The organism is Streptomyces sp. NPDC055506 (assembly GCF_053643595.1).
The window spans coordinates 75,284-95,150 of record NZ_JBSHKH010000006.1 but is presented as its reverse complement, the minus strand read 5'-3'; the positions used below and the strand labels follow the sequence as shown (position 1 = coordinate 95,150).

General features: G+C 71.1%; 20 protein-coding genes and 1 riboswitch. Of the genes, 8 read left to right on the top strand and 12 right to left on the bottom strand.

The window, feature by feature from the left end; translation table 11 throughout:
• Positions 1–186 precede the first annotated feature (186 nt).
• Positions 187–1,422 carry a cytochrome P450 gene (locus ACWIF2_RS04340; RefSeq protein WP_454358520.1) on the top strand — a complete coding sequence of 412 codons (1,236 nt, stop codon included), beginning with the start codon at positions 187–189 and terminating at the stop codon, positions 1,420–1,422.
• Between the two features lie 11 nt (positions 1,423–1,433).
• On the opposite strand, the gene ACWIF2_RS04335 is transcribed toward ACWIF2_RS04340, so the two are convergent.
• From ACWIF2_RS04335 to ACWIF2_RS04305, 7 genes are all read right to left on the bottom strand, one after another.
• Positions 1,434–2,432 (bottom strand): CU044_5270 family protein, encoded by a 999-nt coding sequence (locus tag ACWIF2_RS04335; RefSeq protein ID WP_454358519.1) that lies wholly within the window; start codon positions 2,430–2,432, stop codon positions 1,434–1,436.
• On the bottom strand, positions 2,429–3,070 hold the full coding sequence (locus ACWIF2_RS04330) for an RNA polymerase sigma factor (protein ID WP_454358518.1): 642 nt from the start codon (positions 3,068–3,070) through the stop codon (positions 2,429–2,431). Before ACWIF2_RS04330 ends, ACWIF2_RS04335 begins: the two co-directional genes overlap by 4 nt.
• Before the next feature lie 226 nt (positions 3,071–3,296).
• Entirely contained in the window at positions 3,297–4,136 is an 840-nt protein-coding gene (locus ACWIF2_RS04325) for an ECF transporter S component (protein ID WP_454358517.1), read from the bottom strand.
• On the bottom strand, positions 4,133–5,800 hold the full coding sequence (locus ACWIF2_RS04320; protein ID WP_454358515.1) for an ABC transporter ATP-binding protein: 1,668 nt from the start codon (positions 5,798–5,800) through the stop codon (positions 4,133–4,135). The genes ACWIF2_RS04325 and ACWIF2_RS04320 overlap by 4 nt, the downstream gene beginning before the upstream one ends.
• A complete protein-coding gene (locus ACWIF2_RS04315; protein WP_454358574.1) occupies positions 5,797–6,915 on the bottom strand; it encodes an energy-coupling factor transporter transmembrane component T in 1,119 nt (372 codons plus the stop codon). The genes ACWIF2_RS04320 and ACWIF2_RS04315 overlap by 4 nt, the downstream gene beginning before the upstream one ends.
• Complete coding sequence (locus tag ACWIF2_RS04310; protein WP_454358514.1) at positions 6,911–7,549, bottom strand: SCO2322 family protein; 639 nt, start codon at positions 7,547–7,549, stop codon at positions 6,911–6,913. The genes ACWIF2_RS04315 and ACWIF2_RS04310 overlap by 5 nt, the downstream gene beginning before the upstream one ends.
• Entirely contained in the window at positions 7,546–8,754 is a 1,209-nt protein-coding gene (locus tag ACWIF2_RS04305; protein ID WP_454358513.1) for a prenyltransferase/squalene oxidase repeat-containing protein, read from the bottom strand. Before ACWIF2_RS04305 ends, ACWIF2_RS04310 begins: the two co-directional genes overlap by 4 nt.
• A gap of 109 nt (positions 8,755–8,863) precedes the next feature.
• Positions 8,864–9,005: riboswitch (cobalamin riboswitch) on the bottom strand.
• Positions 9,006–9,047: 42 nt separating this feature from the next.
• Here ACWIF2_RS04305 and ACWIF2_RS04300 point away from each other — a divergent pair.
• Both ACWIF2_RS04300 and ACWIF2_RS04295 read left to right on the top strand, forming a co-directional pair.
• Positions 9,048–9,716 carry a phosphotransferase gene (locus ACWIF2_RS04300; protein WP_454358511.1) on the top strand — a complete coding sequence of 223 codons (669 nt, stop codon included), beginning with the start codon at positions 9,048–9,050 and terminating at the stop codon, positions 9,714–9,716.
• A gap of 42 nt (positions 9,717–9,758) precedes the next feature.
• Positions 9,759–10,574, top strand: coding sequence for an SAM-dependent methyltransferase (locus ACWIF2_RS04295; protein ID WP_382492804.1), 816 nt, complete (start codon positions 9,759–9,761; stop codon positions 10,572–10,574).
• A gap of 17 nt (positions 10,575–10,591) precedes the next feature.
• On the opposite strand, the gene ACWIF2_RS04290 is transcribed toward ACWIF2_RS04295, so the two are convergent.
• From ACWIF2_RS04290 to ACWIF2_RS04280, 3 genes are all read right to left on the bottom strand, one after another.
• Positions 10,592–11,500, bottom strand: a complete 909-nt coding sequence (locus ACWIF2_RS04290) for a helix-turn-helix domain-containing protein (RefSeq protein ID WP_454358510.1) — start codon at positions 11,498–11,500, stop codon at positions 10,592–10,594.
• 92 nt (positions 11,501–11,592) lie between these two features.
• Positions 11,593–12,048 carry a nuclear transport factor 2 family protein gene (locus tag ACWIF2_RS04285; protein WP_454358573.1) on the bottom strand — a complete coding sequence of 152 codons (456 nt, stop codon included), beginning with the start codon at positions 12,046–12,048 and terminating at the stop codon, positions 11,593–11,595.
• A gap of 53 nt (positions 12,049–12,101) precedes the next feature.
• Positions 12,102–13,154: an MBL fold metallo-hydrolase gene (locus ACWIF2_RS04280; RefSeq protein WP_454358509.1), complete on the bottom strand. Its 1,053-nt coding sequence runs from the start codon at positions 13,152–13,154 to the stop codon at positions 12,102–12,104.
• Positions 13,155–13,244: 90 nt separating this feature from the next.
• Between ACWIF2_RS04280 and ACWIF2_RS04275 the strand changes: the two genes are divergently transcribed.
• Positions 13,245–14,696: an aldehyde dehydrogenase gene (locus tag ACWIF2_RS04275; RefSeq protein ID WP_454358508.1), complete on the top strand. Its 1,452-nt coding sequence runs from the start codon at positions 13,245–13,247 to the stop codon at positions 14,694–14,696.
• A 2-nt stretch (positions 14,697–14,698) separates the two neighbouring features.
• Entirely contained in the window at positions 14,699–14,932 is a 234-nt protein-coding gene (locus ACWIF2_RS04270; protein ID WP_382499620.1) for a ferredoxin, read from the top strand.
• Between the two features lie 57 nt (positions 14,933–14,989).
• Here ACWIF2_RS04270 and ACWIF2_RS04265 read toward each other — a convergent pair whose 3' ends face one another.
• On the bottom strand, positions 14,990–15,310 hold the full coding sequence (locus tag ACWIF2_RS04265; RefSeq protein WP_454358507.1) for a GYD domain-containing protein: 321 nt from the start codon (positions 15,308–15,310) through the stop codon (positions 14,990–14,992).
• Positions 15,311–15,640: 330 nt separating this feature from the next.
• Positions 15,641–16,354 (bottom strand): TetR family transcriptional regulator, encoded by a 714-nt coding sequence (locus tag ACWIF2_RS04260; RefSeq protein ID WP_454358506.1) that lies wholly within the window; start codon positions 16,352–16,354, stop codon positions 15,641–15,643.
• A 159-nt stretch (positions 16,355–16,513) separates the two neighbouring features.
• On the opposite strand from ACWIF2_RS04260, the gene ACWIF2_RS04255 reads away from it, so the two are divergent.
• Genes ACWIF2_RS04255 through ACWIF2_RS04245 form a run of 3 tightly spaced genes read left to right on the top strand, consistent with a single transcriptional unit; the run spans position 16,514 to position 19,784 of the window.
• Complete coding sequence (locus ACWIF2_RS04255) at positions 16,514–17,974, top strand: glycosyltransferase family 4 protein (RefSeq protein ID WP_454358505.1); 1,461 nt, start codon at positions 16,514–16,516, stop codon at positions 17,972–17,974.
• The gene (locus tag ACWIF2_RS04250; RefSeq protein WP_382499613.1) at positions 17,968–18,717 is read left to right on the top strand and encodes a class I SAM-dependent methyltransferase; all 750 of its coding nucleotides are present in this window, start codon (positions 17,968–17,970) and stop codon (positions 18,715–18,717) included. The genes ACWIF2_RS04255 and ACWIF2_RS04250 overlap by 7 nt, the downstream gene beginning before the upstream one ends.
• A complete protein-coding gene (locus ACWIF2_RS04245; protein ID WP_454358504.1) occupies positions 18,714–19,784 on the top strand; it encodes a prenyltransferase in 1,071 nt (356 codons plus the stop codon). The genes ACWIF2_RS04250 and ACWIF2_RS04245 overlap by 4 nt, the downstream gene beginning before the upstream one ends.
• Positions 19,785–19,867: the final 83 nt, after the last annotated feature.

Here is a 19,867-nt window from a genome sequence, read left to right as displayed (position 1 = left end):
AACTAGTACGCGTTCTAGTTCTGTCAGCAGTGTGCTGACGGCCACTCGGTGACCGCAAGGGTCGTGCGGGCAATTGAGGGGTCCATGCCTCTTGCTAGTTGTAGAACCCGTTACTACCGTCACCGCAACTCCGCACAGCTGATGGACCGTCAGAACAAGAGTCGGTACGAGTGGTGGGAGCCGCCCATGCCCTGTCCCGCGCTGCCCGACGGGTTCGACTTCACCGACCCGGACCTGCTCCATCAACGCGTGCCCCTGCCGGAGTTCGCCGAGCTGCGCCGGGTCGAGCCGGTCTGCTGGGTGCCACAGCCGGCTGGTCTCGCCGGTTTCCAGGACGAGGGGTACTGGGCCGTCACCCGGCACGCCGACGTCAAGTACGTCTCCACGCACCCGGAGTTGTTCTCGTCGTACCTCAACACGGCGATCATCCGCTTCAACGAGCACATCGACCGGGACTCCATCGACGCCCAGCGGTTCATCCTGCTCAACATGGACCCGCCGGAGCACACCCGGGTCCGGCAGATCGTGCAGCGCGGGTTCACGCCCCGGGCGATCCGCGCCCTGGAGGAACGGCTGCGGGCCAGGGCCCTCGCGATCGTCGGACACGCCCGTACGCACACGGGGCCGTTCGACTTCGTCACCCAGGTCGCCTGCGAACTGCCCCTCCAGGCGATCGCGGAGCTGATGGGCGTGCCGCAGGAGGACCGGGACAAGATCTTCGACTGGTCCAACAAGATGATCGCGTACGACGATCCCGAGTACGCCATCACCGAGGAGGTCGGAGCCGAGTCGGCCACGGAGATCATCGCCTACGCGATGAACATGGCCGCCGAGCGCAAGCAGTGCCCCGCCCATGACATCGTCACGCAACTGGTCGCGGCGGAGAACGAGGGCAACCTCAACTCGGACGAGTTCGGCTTCTTCGTGCTGATGCTGGCCGTCGCGGGCAACGAGACCACCCGCAACGCCATCACCCACGGCATGCACGCCTTCCTCACCCACCCCGAGCAGTGGGAGCTGTACAAGAGGGAGCGCCCCTCGACGACGGCGGAGGAGATCGTGCGCTGGGCGACCCCGGTCGCCGCCTTCCAGCGCACCGCCACACAGGACACCGAGCTGGGCGGCAAGCGGATCCGCAAGGGCGACCGCGTCGGCCTCTTCTACGCCTCCGCCAACCACGACCCCGAGGTCTTCGACGAACCGGACGACTTCGACGTCACCCGCGACCCCAACCCGCACCTCGGCTTCGGCGGGGGCGGCCCGCACTACTGCCTCGGCAAGTCCCTCGCGGTACTGGAGATCGACCTCATCTTCAACGCCATCGCGGACGCCATGCCGGGTCTGAAACTGGTCGACGATCCACGCCGGCTGCGGTCGGCGTGGATCAACGGTGTGAAGGAACTCCGGGTGAGTACGGGCTGACAGAGGTCGGCCTAAGGGGCTTGTCCGGCCCCGTCGACGATGCCGCTGTTGACGACGGCGACGGAGGTGACGACAGTGCCGGCCTTGCCCCAGGCGGTGTCCTCCACGAGGACTGTGCGCTCACCCAGCAGGCGTGCCGTGCTCTTGTCGAAGATCCACTCAGTGCGTTCGCCGTCGTGTGTTCGGGCGACGGCGACCCCGTTTCGGCCTGCCGCGTCGACGGCGTCGGGGGCGACGTCGACTCCGGGAATGAGAGCAGCGGCGCGGTAGAGGGCCGCAGTGGTCTCGGGGGGAGTCACTCCGTTGCGCAGCAGGTCGCCGATCATGACGAAGGCTTCCTGGTCCGGTCCCGTCGTGGAGTCGGAACCGGCTCCGTGATTCTTCTCAGCGTCGTCGCGGATCCGCTTCAGCAGAGCGCCGGGGTCGGTTGGCAGGGCAGCCAGGAAGTTGTAGGTCGGTGAGTTCAGATCGCCTCGGCCCGGAGTGCCCGGCAGCAGTTTGTCGTTGCCGTCTTTGCGCTGCAGAGTCTGTTCATTGCCGTCCACCGAGATCCACTGCTCCATGGCCTCGTTTTGGCGCAGGAGTTCCATCTCGCCGGACTTGGTCTCTGACAGCACCGATGTGTGGCCGACCGTCTTCACGTACGAGTACTGCCCGGCGCGCACCTTCGTCTGGGGCGTCGTAGCGGCGGCCAGAGCGGCTCTCTCCAGCAATTCGACCGACGCTGCCGAAGCCGGTGGCACGTCAGGCCGAGCGCCAGGGGAGCCGAAGTCGAGCGTGAGAACGACGACGGCCGCTCCAGCGGCCACTGCCGCTCCCAGCATCAGCCCCCAGCGCCCTGTCGACCGCAGCGCCAGACGGGGAGAGCGGGATCGCGCCTGCCGGTCGACCTCGCCTAAGAAGTGCTCACGGCGGGCTTCCACTCGTCCGGGTGCAGGCTCCGGACAGGGAGCCGGAGGCAGCATCCGACTCGCCTGCTCACGCTCGAGCCTTTCCTGCTCCGAACTCATCGTGCACTCCTCCTGTGGGAAGGGCGGGCTGCGGCCTCCCCGCTCTGCGATATGTGTCCGCTGCCGGTCCGCAGTTCCACACCTCGCGGATCTGCCACAAGCTCCTCCTCGACGAGCCGACGCAGCTTCTCTCTCGCTCGGGAGAGCCGGGAACGTACGGTGCCCACAGGAATTCCCAACGCCTCAGCGGCCGCGGCGTACCCCAGATCGGACCAGACGACCAAGGTGAAGACCTCGCGTTCGGTTCGCTTCAGACGTTGCAACGCTCGGGCTGCGGCGGACAGCCGCTGAGCGTCGGCCAACTGGCCGACCACCTCATCCGAGAAGTCAGGCAACGCTTCCGGCGGTGGTAGACGGGACATCGCCTCCCGATGCCGACGTGCCGCCCGGGCGATGTTGCGCATCACATTGGTCGCGATGCCTAAAAGCCACGCCCGGACGCTTCTGACCTCCTCGCGCAGCTTGTCGCGCAGCCGCCAGGCCTCCAGAAAGGTGAGGGACATGACGTCCTCGGCGAGGGCCCAGTCACCCGTAGTCCTGATCGCATGGGCATAGACGACACGCGCATGTTCGTCGAAAATCTCGGCGAACGCCGTCCGATCGCCAGACCGAACCCGTTCATGCAAGGGGGAGTCCACAGCAACAAGTGTCCGCACAGCTACAGCGGTTCCACTTCCACTCCGCGACTGCCGTCTGAAAGGCGGCGGCCCCGGGGATCAGGGGACCGCCGCCTGGTCGTCAAGAGAAACAGCGTCTGCCGATGCCTGCAATGTCCACCTTTACTAGGTGCGGCAACATTCAGTGGTGTGGTCCGGCCGGTGACCGGGACTGGTCCCTACGGCCTCGCTTCGTACGTGACGTGGGTCATGTGGGGGGCTTCACTGCCGTGGGCGCGTCGAACGTGACCGGCGTCTCGAACGCCGCCCGGCGCGTGGCTCGGCGCAGCGCCCTGAGCACCGCCGGACCGAGGGTGAGCGTCAGGACGACCGTGACGACGGCTCGGCCCAGGTCCCAGCCGAGCGAGGTGGCCAGGCAGTACGCCAGGAAACGGGCCAGATTGGCGGGGACCGCCGCCTGCGGGTCGAAGGCGACGTTCGAGGCGAGCGCGCTCATGAAGGGCCAGCCCGCCATGTTCATCACCGTGCCGTAGGCGAAGGCGGCGAGGAAGCCGTATGTCGCCAGGAGGGTCAGTTCCGTACGGCCGCGGAGGCGGTCCGGGCCCGGCAGGAGGCCCGCGCCCATGGCGAACCAGCCCATCGCCAGCATCTGGAACGGCAGCCACGGGCCCACCCCGCCCGTGAGCAGCGCGGACGCGAACATCGTCACCGAGCCGAGGACGAACCCGAAGCCCGGGCCGAGAACCCGGCCGCTCAGCACCATCAGGAAGAACATCGGCTCGATCCCGGCGGTACCGGCGCCGATCGGCCGCAGGGCCGCCCCCGTGGCGGCCAGCACGCCGAGCATCGCCACCGCCTTCGGGCCCAGACCGGACTCCGAGATCGCCGCGGCCACCACCGCCACGAGCAGCACCAGCAGGCCCGCGAAGAGCCAGGGCGCGTCCTGCGCGTGGGCGCTGAGCCGCGAGGTGGGCGGGGCGAGCAAGGGCCACCCGAACGCGGCCACCCCCACGGCACTGACCAGGAGCAGGGCGATGATGGAGCGGGGGCCGAGGCGGACTGCCCGGGCCTGGCGCTGGGCGTTCACGCATCCGTCCCGGGCTGGAGCGCCGCGCGGACCTCGGAGACCGTGAGCCAGTGCTGCGGGGCCAGGATCTTGGTGACCTGCGGGGCGAAGGACGGGGAGGAGACCACGATGTCCGCCGTCGGGCCGTCCGCGATCACCTCGCCCTCGGCCAGGAGCACCACCCGGTGGGCGATCTCGGCGGCCAGCTCCACATCGTGCGTGGCCAGCACGATGGCGTGTCCATCGGTCGCCAGCTGTCGCAGCACGCCGACCAGGCGGGCCTTCGCCGCATAGTCCAGGCCACGGGTGGGCTCGTCCAGCAGCAGCAGCGGGGGCCTTGCCGTCAGTACGACGGCCAGGGCGAGGGCGAGGCGCTGGCCCTCCGAGAGGTCCCGGGGGTGGGTGTCGTCGGTGACGCCGGGGAGCAGCTCGGTGACCAGGGCACGGCAGGTGCCGGGTGTTGCTCCGGCGTCCTGGTCGGCCGCCGTGCACTCGGCGGCGACGGTGTCGGCGTAGAGCAGGTCGCGGGGTTCCTGGGGGACCAGGCCGACCTTGCGGACGAGGTCCTTGGGGGCTGTGCGGTGGGGGGTGGCTTCGCCGAGTTTGACTGTTCCTGAGGTGGGGGTGATGAGGCCGACGAGTGAGTTGAGGAGGGTGGATTTTCCGGCGCCGTTGCGGCCCATGAGGGCGATGGTTTCGCCGGGGGTGATGGTGAGGTCGATGTGGCGTAGGGCTTGGATGCGGGAGCGGGTTACTGAGAGGGCTTGGACTTCGCCCAGAGGGGTGGGGGGTGTGGAGTGTTGGCGGGTGCGGGTTGGTTGTGGCTTGTCGCGCAGTTCCCCGCGCCCCTTGAGGACGATGCCCTCTTGTGCCTCAAATTGCTGCCGTAGATCTGCTGCCCGGCGGCGCGCGTCTCGGACCGTCAGTGGCAAGGGAGTCCAGCCCGCCAGGCGGCCCAGGGCCACCACCGGTGGATACACCGGGGACACCGCCATCACCTCGGCCGGGGGGCCGACGATCGGGGGCGCGCCCGGGGCCGGTAGGAGGGCGACCTGGTCGGCGTACTGGATGACGCGTTCCAGGCGGTGTTCGGCCATGAAGACCGTCGTGCCGAGGTCGTGGACGAGGCGCTGGAGGACCGCCAGGACCTCCTCGGCGGCCGCGGGGTCGAGCGCGGAGGTCGGCTCGTCCAGGACGAGGACGCTCGGGTGCGGGGTGAGGACCGAGCCGATCGCCACGCGCTGCTGCTGGCCGCCGGAGAGCGTGGCGATCGGGCGGTTGCGCAGATCGGCCAGGCCGAGGAGGTCGAGCGTCTCCTCCACGCGGCGGCGCATCACGTCCGGGGCGAGGCCCAGCGACTCCATGCCGTAGGCGAGTTCGTCCTCGACGGTGTCGGTGACGAAGTGGGCGAGCGGGTCCTGGCCCACCGTGCCGACGACGTCGGCGAGTTCGCGCGGCTTGTGCGTGCGGGTGTCGCGTCCGGCCACCGTGACCCGGCCGCGCAGGGTGCCGCCGGTGAAGTGCGGCACGAGCCCGCTGACCGCGCCCAGGACGGTGGACTTGCCGACACCGGACGGGCCCGCCAGCAGGACGAGTTCGCCCTCCGGGACCTCGAAGTCGATGCCCTGGACGGTGGGTTCGGAGGCACCGTCGTAGGTGACGGATACATCCTCGAAGCGGATCACGACGGTTCCTTGGGCTCGGGGGCGACGAACGCGGGCAGCAGGCCGAGGAGGATCGCGGCCGCGGGCCAGAGGGGGAGTGTGGGGGCCACGAGCGGCACCACGCCGGGGTGCAGGGCCGCGGGGTCACGGACCGAGGCGAGCACGAGGAGCGCGGCGACCGCCACGCCGGAGGCGACGACCAGCAGCGCGCGCACGTCCCAGCGGTCCGGGCGGTACCGGGTGCGCGGCGACCTCCGGCCGCCGAGCCGGAGACCCGCGAGAGCGGCGGCGAGGCCGACGAGGAGGACCGGGAAGCCGTAGGCGGCGCCTTCGGCGGTGAGCAGCCCGTACGTTCCGGCGCACACGCCGAGCAGGCCGCCGAGGGTGAGGGCGGCGGTGGTACGGCGGACCGCGGCCGGGACCCGGGCGGTACGGCCGTAGCCGCGGGCGTCCATCGCGGCGGCCAGGGACACCGAGCGCTCCAACGCGCCCTCCAGGACCGGGAGACCCACCTGCAGCAGGCCCCGGAGACCCTTGTCCGGGCGGCCCCGCAGCCGGCGGGCGGCGCGCAGGCGCTGGACGTCGGCGATGAGGTTCGGCGCGAAGGTGAGGGCGACGACGACGGCGACGCCCATCTCGTACAGGGCGCCCGGGAGGGACTTGAGCAGGCGTGAGGGATTCGCGAGGGCGTTCGCGGCGCCGACACAAACGAGCAGGGCGGCCAGTCTCAGACCGTCGTACAACGCGAAGGCGAGGGCCTCGGCCGTGACGTCGCCGCCGAGGCGGATGCCCTGGGCCCAGTCGGGGAGGGGCACCTCGGGGAGGGTGACGAGAGTGTGCGTGCCGGGGATGGGGGAGCCGAGGACGATCGCGAAGAGAAGGCGGATGACCAGGACGGCGAGGGCGAGTTTGACGAAGGCGCCGTAGGAACGGGACCAGGGGGTCGCGGGGCGGCAGGTCGCCACGACGTAGGCGGAGACCGTGATGAGGAGGGTGAGGAGGAGGGGGTTGGTGGTGCGGGTGGCCGCGGTGCCGAGGGAGAGGGCCCAGAGCCACCAGGCGCCGGGGTGCAGAGGGGCTCGGGGCCGGCGCGGGGGGTGGGAGGGCGCGTGGCTGAGCCGGTCCGCGCTGCTAATCCTGGTCACGCCGCCGTACCTGCCAGATCGCCGCCGCCCCCAGTGCCGTCACCACGGCGATGCCCGCCAGCAGGCCCAGGGACGGGCCGTTGTCGTCGGACGTGTCCGTCTTCGCCGCCGGTGACGACTTCCGGGAACCGGACACCTGCTCTCCGCAGCCCTTCTCCGGGTAGCCCGCGATCGCGCACAACAGGGCGTTCGTGTCGTAGCGGAGGGGCTTGGCGACCGTCGCGAGGGCCTCTGCCGTGGTCGCGTCGGGGGCGACCCGGGCACAGGCCGTCCGGGCGGGGGGCGGGGTCTCGCCCTGGGGGGCGTCCGACTTCGTGCCGGGGTCGATGACGAGCGCTACCCGCTTCTTGCCGTCCTGCGCGGGCGTCTTCGAGCAGATGGTCCCGAAGTCGGTCGTGCCGCGCGGCCGGGCGGCCTCGGAGGAGTCCTCGCTCACCGCGAAGCGGAAGCCCTGGACGTCGCCGTCCGAGGGGCGGGCCATGGACGGGCCCTGGGTGGCGTAGACCCAGCGGTCGCCTTCGCGGTCCCAGAACGACCAGTACCGGTAGCCGGCGGCCTGGGCCTGGCCCGCGCCCGCGCACAGCAGGAGCGAGGCCAGGAGGAGGAGAACGGCCCGGCGAATCACGACTGCTGCCTCTTGCGGCCGGTGAAGAGGAAGCCGATGCCGATACCGGCGACGAGGCAGACCCCGACGTACCACCAGACGCCGAAGAAGTCCGACTTCGAGTCGCTCTTGTCCTGCGCCGACGCGGTCTTCTCGGACGTCTGCGGGGCCGGGCCCGTCGCGTTGAGCTGCTTCACCAGGTCCGTGCCGCCGAAGTCGCGCGGGTTCGCGCCCGTCGCGTGCGCGGCGAAGATCAGCTGGGCGTAGGCGGCGGGACCGCCCTGCTCGGCCCAGGTGGCGGAGTTCTTCTCCAGCCACCGAACGGACTTCTGGGCCTGCTCCGTCTCACCCCGCGCGGCGAGTGCCACGACCGCGTCGGCGGTGTTGCCGTGGTCGGGCTGGGGGTCCGCGCCGGCGAGGGCGGAGGTGAGGTGGTCGTCGTCCTTGGCGAGGGTCTTCGTGAGGTAGGCGGCACCGTTGGCGGCGGCTTGGTCCGGCGTACCGGGCTCCGCACAGGTGGCGTCGGACTTCTTACCCGCCTCCACCACCATGCCCTTGCCCAGTGCGCCCAGCACACCCGCCGCTGTGGCGTCCGCGTTGGCGGCCGGCTTGCCCTTCTTGTCCGGCTGGAAGGCGAAGGCGCCCGCGTCGTCGCCGTCGTCGCAACCGAGGGCGAGTGCGAGCAGGGCGTCGTAGGGCGACTTCCCGCCCTTCTCGACCTGGTCCGGCTTCTCGCCGACGGCGGTCAGCGCGCCTATGACGACGGACGTGGAGTTGGTGTCGCTGGCGCCGCCGGGCGCGTAGCCCCAGCCGCCGTCCTCGTTCTGGACGGACTTCAGCCAGCCGACGGCCTTGCCGGTGACGGCGTCCTGTCCGCCGAGCGCGGCGAGGGCCTGGACGGCGGCGGCCGTGGCGTTGGTGTCGAGCATGGTCTTGGCATCGCACGCGGCGGCGGGATCGGGACGGTACGCGGCGAACCCGCCGTCCGCGCACTGCTGACGCTCCAGCCACGTGACGGACTTGGCGGCCGGCTTCACACCCACCGTGTCCTGGGCCAGCAGGGCGAGCGACTGGCGCCAGACGCCGTCGAACTTCGGGTCCTTGTCCCCGTACAGGGCGGAGGGGAACGCCTGGGACGGAGTCGGCGACGGTGCGGCGGCGGCCGGCGTGGCGGCGCCGATCACGGTGGCGGCGGCCAGGACCGCGGCGCTGCGGCGGACGTTCATGATCGGCGGGTGCCTCTCCCTGTGAGGGAGCCGGACAGCACGGGACACCCCGGCGGCTCGGCTCCGTATACCTCGACGGTGCCGTGCACCGACGGGCGCCGGGCACGTGAGCCGGTCACGAACCGTACGGGGCGATCCGGCTCACCGCCTGCCTCGGCGGGCGGTTCACGGTTGCGGGTCAGCGCCGGAATTGCACCGGCTTCCCCCTGTACGGGTGTGATGACGACCCGCTCACTGTACCCGCACGTCCAAAACGGGCCGAGGGGCACCGTACGGGCGGGTAGCTTCGGCCCATGCCGACGACACCACCAGGCCGACTGCTCGGCTCGGGCCGCCGCGCCGACGTGTACGAGATCGACGAGGGGTGGGTGCTGCGCCGCGAACGGGAGGGCGGGGGAGACGCGGCTGCGGAGGGCGCGGTGATGGAGCATGTGCGCGCCCACGGCTTTCCGGTTCCCCGGGTGCGCCCGACCGGCTCCCGCGCCGACCTGGTGATGGAGCGGCTCTCCGGCCCGACCATGCTCCAGGCCTGCCTGGCGGGCACGCTGGGGGTGGCGGAGGCCGGTTCGATCCTGGGCGGGCTCCTGCGCGACCTGCACACCGTCCCCGCCCTGCACTCCACCGATCCGGCGGCCCGCGTCCTCCACCTGGACCTCCACCCGGAGAACGTGATGCTCACGCCCGAAGGGCCGCGCGTCATCGACTGGTCCAACACGGAGGAGGGCGACCCGGGGCTGGACTGGGCGGCCTCGGCGGTGATCCTCGCTCAGGCCGCGGTCTCCGACGACCCCCTGTCCCCGGCCGCTCGCACCATGCTGGCCGCCCTTCTCGCGGACCCGTCCCCGCTCACACGGCCCGCCCTGACGGAGGCCCTGCGCCGCCGCGCCTCCAATCCGACGATGAGCCCGGCGGAGGTCGAACTGCTGGACACGGCTGAGGAGTTGATCCTGTCCCTGAGGTAAACCGGTTAACGTGAAGCTCCACGACCACACGCAGGAGCGTCCATGACTGAGCAGGTGGAGAACTCCGAGCAGGAGCCGCTCTCCAAGATCGACACCTCGGTTCCGCACTCGGCGCGGATCTGGAACTACTGGCTGGGCGGGAAGGACAACTACGAAGTCGACCGTGTGGCCGGTGACGCGTTCCGGGAGATCTTCCCCGGGATCGAGACCGGGGCGCGCGCCGCCCGTTACTTCCTCGCCCGCGCCGTTCGCCATCTCGCCGCCGAAGAGGGCATCCGCCAGTTCCTGGACATCGGCACCGGGCTGCCCAACGTGGACAACACCCACCAGATCGCCCAGCGGGTGGCCCCGGAGAGCCGGATCGTCTACGTCGACAACGACCCCCTGGTGCTGGCTCACGCCCGCGCGCTGCTCACCAGCACACCGGAGGGCGTCACCAACTACGTCGACGCCGACCTGCGCAAGCCGAGCACGATCGTCCGGGAAGCCGGTAAGACGCTGGACTTCGACCAGCCCGTCGCGCTCATGCTGATGGGCATCCTCGGCCACATCGAGGACCACGACGAGGCACGCGAGATCGTGCGGCAGCTGGTGGACGCGCTGCCTTCCGGCAGCTATCTGGTGCAGTACGACTCCACCGACACCAGCGAGGACTACCTCCGGGCCATCAATCAGTACAACGACGGCGGCTCGATCCCGTACATCCTGCGCAGCCCCGAGCAGATCGCCCGCTACTTCGACGGCCTGGAGCTGCTGGAGCCGGGCGTCACGTCCTGCTCGCGCTGGCGTCCCGACGCCGAGGCCCTGGGCCTGCCGGCGGAGGTGCACCAGTACGGCGGTGTCGCCCTCAAGCGCTGAACCCCGGGGAGCCCGGCTCAGGTCTCCTGAAGTATGCGGTGCAGGATGGTCGGAGTCTCGTCCGGTGACTCGGCTTCGACCACCAGCCGGTTCATGGCGTCCCAGTAGCGTTCGATGTCGGCCGCCTTGTCGGGATAGAGCGCGGTGGTGAGCTGCTCGAGGTAGACCACGTCGGGCAACTGGCCGCCGGGCAGCCGCAGAATGGTGACCGGACCGCCCTCCGCGGCGTGCCCGCCGGAGAGGAACGGCAGGATCTGGACGGTGACCTGCGGAAGCCGGCAGACCTCGATGAGATGCCTGAGCTGGGCCCGCATCACCTCCGGCCCGCCCACCGGGCGCCGCAGCGCCGCCTCGTCGATCACGGCCCAGAGCTGGGCCGCGCCCGGCTGCCGGTGCAGGATCCGCTGCCGGGTCATCCGCAACGCCACCCGGCGCTCGACCTCCCGCGCTTCGGCGCCGGCGTGGGCGAGCCGGACGGCGGCACGCGCGTAGTCGGGGGTCTGGAGCAGTTCGGGGACGCGCTGTATCTGGAAGCAGCGGATGACGCTCGCCGCCTGCTCGGCGCCGAGGTAGCTCTGCGTCCAGGAGGGCACCACGTCGCTGTAGTACTGCCACCAGGCATGGGTGTTGGCCTGTTCGGCCAGCGCCAGCAGCGTGGCGCGTTCGGCCTCGTCCGTGACGCCGTAGTGCGTGAGCAGGTCGGCGACGTCCCGCAGTTTGAAGCCGTGGCGGCCGGCCTCCATGCGGCTGATCTTGGAGGGGGAGGCACGGATGACATCACCCGCCTCCGCTCTGCCGATGCCTCGGGCGTCCCGCAGCCTGCGCAGCCGGGCGCCCAGCGCCAGCCGAGGGACCATGGGCCCGGCGGATCTCCCGTCCAGGACTCCGCTGAAGGGCGACGTTCGAGCGGCCTCTTCCGTGCCCATGGGCATGTCTCCTTGCGGTGGTACGCAACGCCGCACGCGTGGGGGCGCCGCGGCTCGTTCATCCTAGAGGCCCTGCCCTGACCCCATCCCGCTTATGCCAAAGGCGAGTTCGACCGCGGTGTGGGACCGCCGAAGGGCAGGTGAAGACTCCGGCAAGCGAGCAGCCAGACGCCGCCGACCCGGTGGAAGACGTCCTCGTAGTGCCCGACCTGGACCGGCGGCCCGGCCGGGATGACGCCGCCGTCGTAGCCGTCGACGCGGTACGTGGTGAAGTACGAGATCGCCCCGGCGGTGTCCGGGGACTCCACCGTGACCAGGACGTTGGACATCATGCGACGGGAGAGCCGGTCGGCGGGGCGGGAGCCGAAGTAGGCGCGCAGGGCGTCGCGGCCCTTGATCAGGCGTCCGTCCCGCGGCCACTGCCAGACGCCGTCCTCGGTGAACAGCTCGGCGACGGACGAGGGGTCGCCCAGGTCGAGCCGGTGGACGAAGTCGAGGATCAGGCGCTCGCAGGCGCGTTCGGCGAGGAGGCGCTCGATGGGGTCCATGGGGTCCATGGACTTGGTTGTAGCACCCGGCCCGGACGGTCGCGCAGGCGCGCTTACACCGCCACGTACCGCACCGGCTCGCTCCCCGGTACCGTCTCCGCCCGGCCCAGTTTGACCAGGCGGCGCAGGTGGGCCTCGGCCTCGGAGACCGCGATGTTGCGGGAGCCGTAGGGGATCCGGTCCCAGGGGCGGTTCCACTCCATGCGTTCGGCGAGCTGCCAGGGCGTGAGGGGCTCGGCGAGGAGGGACCGCAGGGCGGTGAGGCGGGCCTCGTGGTGGTCGAGCAGTTCGCGTACGCGGGCGGGGGCGTCCGGGAACGGGTGCTGGTGGGCCGGGAGCACCTCGGCGGGGGCGAGGCGGCCCACGCGTTCGAGGCTGTCGAGGTAGTCGCCGAGGGGGTCGGTGACGGTGGCGTCGTCGGGGTCCTCGTAGAGGCCGATGTGCGGGGTGATCCCGGGGAGCAGGTGGTCGCCGGAGAACAGGCGGCCGTGGCCGGGCAGCCGGGCCGGGTGGTCCTCCTCCAGGTGCAGGCAGACGTGGCCCGGGGTGTGGCCCGGGGTCCAGATCGCGCGCAGGCGGCGGCCGGCGAGGTCGAGGAGTTCGCCCGGGGCGATGTCGCGGTCGGGCAGGGCGGGGGAGAGGCCGGGCAGGGCGTGGGGCCGGGGCGTGCGGAGCGGGGCGATGTGCTCCTCGGGGGCTCCGGCGGCGGTGAGCTTGGCCGTCATGTACGAGAACCAGCGCTCGGGACGGGCGTCCCGGGTCCGTCGTACGACCGCGGTGTCCGCCGCGTGCATCGCGATCCACGCGCCCGACGCCTCGCGGACCCGGCCGGACAGGCCGTGGTGGTCCGGGTGGTGGTGGGTGATGACCACGCCGTGGATCTCGGCCACCGAGGTGCCGCACGCCGTGAGGCCGGACGCGAGGGTGTCCCAGGACTCCGGGTCGTCCCAGCCGGTGTCGACGAGCACCGGCCCCTGGTCGGTTTCGACGACGTACACGAGCGTGTGGCCGAGCGGGTTGTCCGGGATGGGGACCCGCAGGGACCGAACGCCTCCGCCGTGGTCGTACACCGCCGGTGTGGGTTCCCGGTCCTGGCTGCTTGTCATCTGCCCTCCGTCCGTCCCACGGCCATTGCCCACTATAACTAGAACTGGTATCAGTTCCTGAAACACCGTCAGATGCGAAGGCAGTCGGCCATGACCGAACTCGTGGAACACGGACAGCTGTTCATCGGCGGGGAGTTGACCGACCCCCTGGGCCAGGACGTCATCGAGGTGATCTCGCCGCACACGGAACAGGTCATCGGACGCGTCCCGCACGCCTCGACCGCCGATGTGGACCGGGCCGTGGGGGTGGCACGGCGGGCCTTCGACGAGGGGCCCTGGCCGCGCATGAGCCTCGACGAGCGGATCGAGGTCGTGAGCCGGATCAAGGACGGGATCGTCGCCCGGCACGAGGAGATCGCCCGCGTGATCTCCGGCCAGAACGGCTCGCCGTACTCCTGGAGCGTCCTCGCCCAGGCCTTCGGCGCGGTGATGGTCTGGGACTCGGCGATCACCGTCGCCCGGAACTTCACCTACGAGGAGCGGCGGGACGGCGTGCTCGGCCGCATCCTCGTAAGGCGCGAGCCCGTCGGGGTCGTCGCGGCCGTCGTGCCCTGGAACGTCCCGCAGTTCGTCGCCGCCGCCAAGCTCGCCCCCGCGCTGCTCACCGGCTGCACGGCCGTCCTCAAGCCCTCGCCCGAGTCGCCGCTCGACGCGTACCTGCTCGGCGAGATCGCCCGCGAGGCCGGGCTGCCCGAGGGCGTGCTCTCGATCCTGCCCGCCGACCGGGAGGTGAGCGAGTACCTGGTCGGGCACCCCGGCATCGACAAGGTGTCCTTCACCGGGTCCGTGGCCGCCGGGAAGCGCGTGATGGAGGTGGCCGCCCGCAACCTCACCCGTGTGACGCTCGAACTGGGCGGCAAGTCGGCCGCCGTCGTCCTGCCCGACGCGGACGTCGAGACGGCCGTCGCGGGCATCGCCCCCGCGGCCTGGATGAACAACGGCCAGGCCTGCGTCGCCCAGACCCGCATCCTGCTCCCGCGCTCCCGCTACGACGAGTTCGCCGACGCCCTCGCCGCGGCGGCCGGCGCGCTCGTGGTCGGCGACCCGCTGGACCCCGCCACCCAGGTGGGCCCGCTCGTCGCCAGGCGGCAGCAGCAGCGCAACCTCGACTACATCCGCATCGGGCAGGAGGAGGGCGCGAAGATCCTGACCGGTGGCGGGCGCCCGGCCGGTCTGGACCGCGGCTGGTACGTCGAGCCCACCCTCTTCGGCGACGTCGACAACTCCATGCGCATCGCCCGCGAGGAGATCTTCGGGCCCGTCATCTGCCTGCTGCCCTACGACGACGAGTCCGACGCCGTGAAGATCGCCAACGACTCCGACTACGGGCTGAGCGGCAGCGTCTGGACCGCGGACGTCGAGCACGGCATCGACATCGCCCGGCAGGTCCGGACGGGCACGTACTCCGTGAACACCTTCAGCCTGGACATGCTGGGCCCCTTCGGCGGCTACAAGAACTCGGGCCTGGGGCGGGAGTTCGGACCCGAGGGGTACGGGGAGTACCTGGAGCACAAGATGATCCATCTCCCGGCGGAAGCGTAGCGATGGGCGACCGCTGGCACGTCGAGGTCGACCGCTCCCTGTGCATCGGCAGTGCCCAGTGCGTCCACCACGCCCCGGACGGCTTCCGCCTGGACCCGGCCCGCCAGTCCCATCCGCTCGCCCCGGACACGGACGCGAACGAACGGGTCCTGGAGGCGGCGGAGAGCTGCCCGGTGGAGGCGATCGTGATCACGCTGGGGGGTGGCGGCGAGGCGGTTTTCCCGCCGGAGGAATAGTGCCTGCCGCCTGCCGCCTGCCGCCTGCCGCCCGCCGCCCGCCCGGCGGTGCGGGGGTCAGGCGCCGGGGGGCCGGTACTGCACCTTCTGCCGGACCGCCTCGTCGACCTCGTCGGCCGACAGGAGTACGACCGTGCGCGTGCGCACCCCGCCGGCGGCCGACACGACCATGCTCATGGCCGCGGCGGAGGTGTTTCCGGGCAGCTCCGCCGTGAGGTAGACGTCGTCGTCGCCGAACGCCCAGTACATCGTCTCCACCTGGCCCCCGAGGCCCTCGACCATGCGCCCGACGACCTCACGCCGCGCGCTGCCGCCCTCGCTGAGCAGACCCTTCAGCCCTTCCGGGGTGAGCTTGACCTTGAAGAGGTACTTCGACATGAGGACACCTCCACGTCCGGTATGTCCCAGCAGTCGCTCTTACCTCTTATGATCCACCAGTCGGAACAATTCGGAAAAATCTCGCATAAGGGGGTTCCTTCTGCGGGCAGAAGTTCTAGCCTGGAATTGGCCTACGAGGCGAGTGAGGGAGTCCGACCGGAGTAGCCGACGTTGGCAGGAAACCAGGAGGTATGGGTTTCCGCCGGTGCCGACTGCGACGGTAGGGCTGAGAGGCCGGAAGGACGCAAGGTCGAGAGGCCGAGCGAACGGAAGGCGACCCCCATTACCTGATCCGGACCATGCCGGCGAAGGGAACCCGTCTCGTAGGTCCTACTTCTGCCCTTCCGGCCCCTGCCCCTCCGGATTCGTCAGGGCGATCAGCCGGCACACCGTCTCGATGTCGATCCGCACCTGGGCGATCGAGGCGCGGCCCGACAGCCACGTGATCAGCGCCGAGTGCCAGGTGTGCTCGATGACCCGGACCGCCGAGAGCTGCTCCGGCGTCGGGTCCTCGAGACCCATCGCGTCCAGGATGATCGCCGTCGTCTGCCGCGAGACCTGGTCGACCTCCGGGCTCACGCTGCGGTCGGCGAAGGTGAGAGCCCGGACCATCGCGTCGGCCAGATGCGGCTCGCGCTGCAGTGCGCGGAAGGCCCGCATCAGCGTCTCCGCGACCCGCTCGGCCGCCGACTCGCCCTGCGGCGGCTTCTTCCGCAGCGTGCCGTGCATGTGCTCCAACTGGTCCTGCATCGTGGCGACCAGCAGATGGATCTTGGAGGGGAAGTAGCGGTAGAGGGTGCCGAGCGCCACCTGCGAGGACTCGGCGACCTCGCGCATCTGCACGGCGTCGAAACCGCCCCGGCTGGCCAGTTGCGCGCTCGCGTGCAGGATGCGGCGACGGCGGGCCTCCTGCCGCTCCGTGAGGGGAGGGGAGGCGGGGGCTGCGGCTCTGGCTTCCACCTTGGCCACTGTGTTCACCTTGGCTTCCGCGGGGCTCGGGTCCCGTTCCGTGACGGTCCGTGAGGGCTGGTGATCAGACAGCATGGCACGGCACCGGCCGTGGCGTGAATCACCTGATCCACTGGTCACAGCGCCCCTACCTGCCGGTAGATTCAGAGCCTCCGAACGATCAAGTCTGAAACTTGTTCTAGATTAGCGTCCCGGCGTAATCTCGCGGGACAGTGCAGGGAGAAGGGGGCCAGAGTGACCGCTGAGGCCAGGGAGGCCGGGCCCTCGGAGGACCCCGCCGCCGACGGCTTGCGACCGCTCCGCATCGCGCTCCTCACCTATAAAGGGAACCCGTTCTGCGGCGGCCAGGGTGTCTACGTCCGGCACCTCTCGCGCGAACTGTCCCGCCTCGGCCACCGCGTCGAGGTCATCGGTGCCCAGCCCTACCCCGTCCTCGACGAGGGCTACGACGGCCAGAGCCTCACCGAGCTGCCCAGCCTCGACCTCTACCGCCAGCCGGATCCTTTCCGCACCCCGAAGCGCGACGAGTACCGCGACTGGATCGACGTGCTCGAAGTGGCGACCATGTGGACCGGCGGCTTCCCCGAGCCCGTGACGTTCTCGCTGCGCGCCCGCCGCCATCTGCGTGCCCGCCGGGGCGATTTCGACGTCGTCCACGACAACCAGACGCTCGGATACGGGCTGCTGGGAGACGTGGGCGCGCCCCTCGTCACCACGATCCACCACCCCATCACCGTCGACCGGCAGCTGGAGCTGGACGCGGCGGACGGCTGGAAGCGGCGCCTGTCGGTGCGCCGCTGGTACGCCTTCACCCGCATGCAGAAGCGCGTCGCCCGCCGGCTCCCCTCCGTGCTCACCGTCTCCGGCACATCCCGCCAGGAGATCGTCGACCACCTCGGCGTACGCCAGGACCGGATCCATGTGGTCCACATCGGCGCCGACACCGACCTGTTCTCGCCGGATCCCTCGGTGCCCGTCGTGCCGGGCCGGATCGTCACGACGTCCAGCGCGGACGTGCCGCTCAAGGGCTTGGTCCATCTGGTCGAGGCGCTCGCCAAGGTGCGCACGGAGCACCCCGGCGCGCACCTCGTCGTCGTCGGCAAGCGGCCCTCGGAGGGGCCCGTCGCCCAGGCGATGGAGCGGTACGGCCTCGACGGCGCCGTCGACTTCGTCAAGGGCATCTCCGACCCCGAACTCGTCGACCTGGTGCGCTCGGCGCAGGTCGCGTGCGTGCCGTCGCTCTACGAGGGCTTCTCGCTGCCGGCCGCGGAGGCCATGGCGACGGGCACGCCCCTGCTCGCCACGACCGGCGGCGCCATACCCGAGGTCGCGGGCCGTGACGGTGAGACCTGCCTGGCGGTGCCCCCCGGGGACGCGGGCGCGCTGGCCGCCGGTCTGGGCCGGCTGCTGGACGACGCGGAGCTGCGCGCGCGGCTCGGAGCGGCCGGTCGGGAGCGAGTGCTGCGGCACTTCACCTGGGCCAGGGCGGCGGAGGGCACGGTGGCCAGGTACCGCGAGGCGATCGCCAGGTCCCAGAGCGCCGTTGCGGGCCGCTCCGCAGCGGACGACGGAGACTCCGGGACCCACCGCCCCGCGGCCTCGACAGGGGCTGAGCCCGCGGCTCCCACGGGTGCGGTGTCCGCGGCTCCCACAGATGTACAAGGCGTCAACTCCGAAAGCAGGGCCACGTGCTGACCGTCGACTTCTCCCGGTTCCCGCTCGCCCCGGGCGACCGCGTCCTGGACCTCGGCTGTGGTGCCGGCCGGCACGCGTTCGAGTGCTACCGGCGTGGCGCGCAGGTCGTGGCGTTGGACCAGAACGGCGAGGAGATCCGCGAGGTCGCCAAGTGGTTCGCGGCGATGAAGGAGGCCGGCGAGGCACCCGAGGGCGCCACCGCCACGGCCATGGAGGGCGACGCCCTGGCGCTGCCCTTCCCCGACGAGTCCTTCGACGTCGTCATCATCTCCGAGGTGATGGAGCACATCCCGGACGACAAGGGCGTCCTCGCGGAGATGGTGCGGGTGCTCAAGCCCGGCGGCCGGATAGCCATCACGGTCCCGCGCTACGGCCCCGAGAAGGTCTGCTGGACCCTGTCCGACGCCTACCACGAGGTCGAGGGCGGCCACATCCGCATCTACAAGGCCGACGAACTCCTGGCGCGCATCCGCGAGGCCGGCCTCAAGCCCTACGGCACCCACCACGCCCACGCGCTGCACTCGCCCTACTGGTGGCTGAAGTGCGCGTTCGGCGTCGACAACGACAAGGCGCTGCCGGTGCGGGCGTACCACAAGCTCCTCGTCTGGGACATCATGAAGAAGCCGCTGGCCACCCGGGTCGCCGAGCAGGCGCTGAACCCGCTGATCGGCAAGAGCTTCGTGGCGTACGCGACCAAGCCGCACCTGCCGCGTCTCTCCGGCGCCGGGGCGGACGCCCAGTGACCACTCCCCGGACGGAACATCTGGTCCTGCCCGGGGTCCTCACCGCAGGGCAGGCCGCCGCGACCGTCGCCGGCATCCTCGCCGTGCAGCGCGAGGACGGTGCGATCCCCTGGTTCCGGGGGCACCACCTCGACCCGTGGGACCACGTCGAGGCGGCCATGGCCCTCGACACGGCCGGCGAGCACGAGGCCGCCGAGCGGGCCTACGTGTGGCTGGCCCGGCACCAGAACGAGGACGGCTCCTGGTACGCGGCCTACGCCGACGGCGAGCCCGGCGACGTCACCGACCGCGGCCGGGAGACCAACTTCGTCGCCTACATCGCCGTGGGCGTCTGGCACCACTACCTCTCCACCGGCGACGACACGTTCCTGGAGCGGATGTGGCCGGCGGTGTACGCGGCGGTGGAGTTCGTGCTGCGCCTGCAGCAGCCGGGCGGGCAGATCGGCTGGCGGCGCGACGACGACGGCACGGACACGGCGGACGCCCTGCTGACGGGCAGCTCCTCGATCCACCACGCCCTGCGGTGCGCGCTGGCGATCGCCGAGCAGCGCGAAGAGGCGCAGCCGGACTGGGAGTTGGCGGCCGGTGCCCTGCGGCATGCGATACGGCGGCATCCGGAGCGGTTCCTCGACAAGAACCGGTACTCGATGGACTGGTACTACCCGGTGCTGGGGGGTGCGTTGACCGGGGCCGAGGCCAAGGCCCGTATCGAGGAGGACTGGGAGCGTTTCGTCGTCCCGGGGCTGGGGGTGCGGTGTGTCGTGCCCAACCCGTGGGTGACGGGGGGTGAGTCGGCCGAACTCGCCCTCGCGCTGTGGGCGATGGGCGAGTCCGACCGGGCGCTGGAGGTGCTGCAGTCGATCCAGCATCTGCGGGACGCGGAGAGCGGGCTGTACTGGACGGGGTACGTCTTCGACGATGACGCGATCTGGCCGCGGGAGTTGACCACGTGGACCGCGGGGTCGTTGTTGCTGGCCGTGGCCGCGTTGGGTGGACACGAGGCCACGTGCCAGGTGTTCGGTGGGGATGAGTTGCCCGTGGGGCTGGACTCGGACTGCTGCGCCTAGGAGCTCGGGGGGCTCGCCGGTTTTGCGGGCGCGGGTTGTGTGTGGCTTGTCGCGCCCACGCGGCGGAGCCGCATGTCGACACG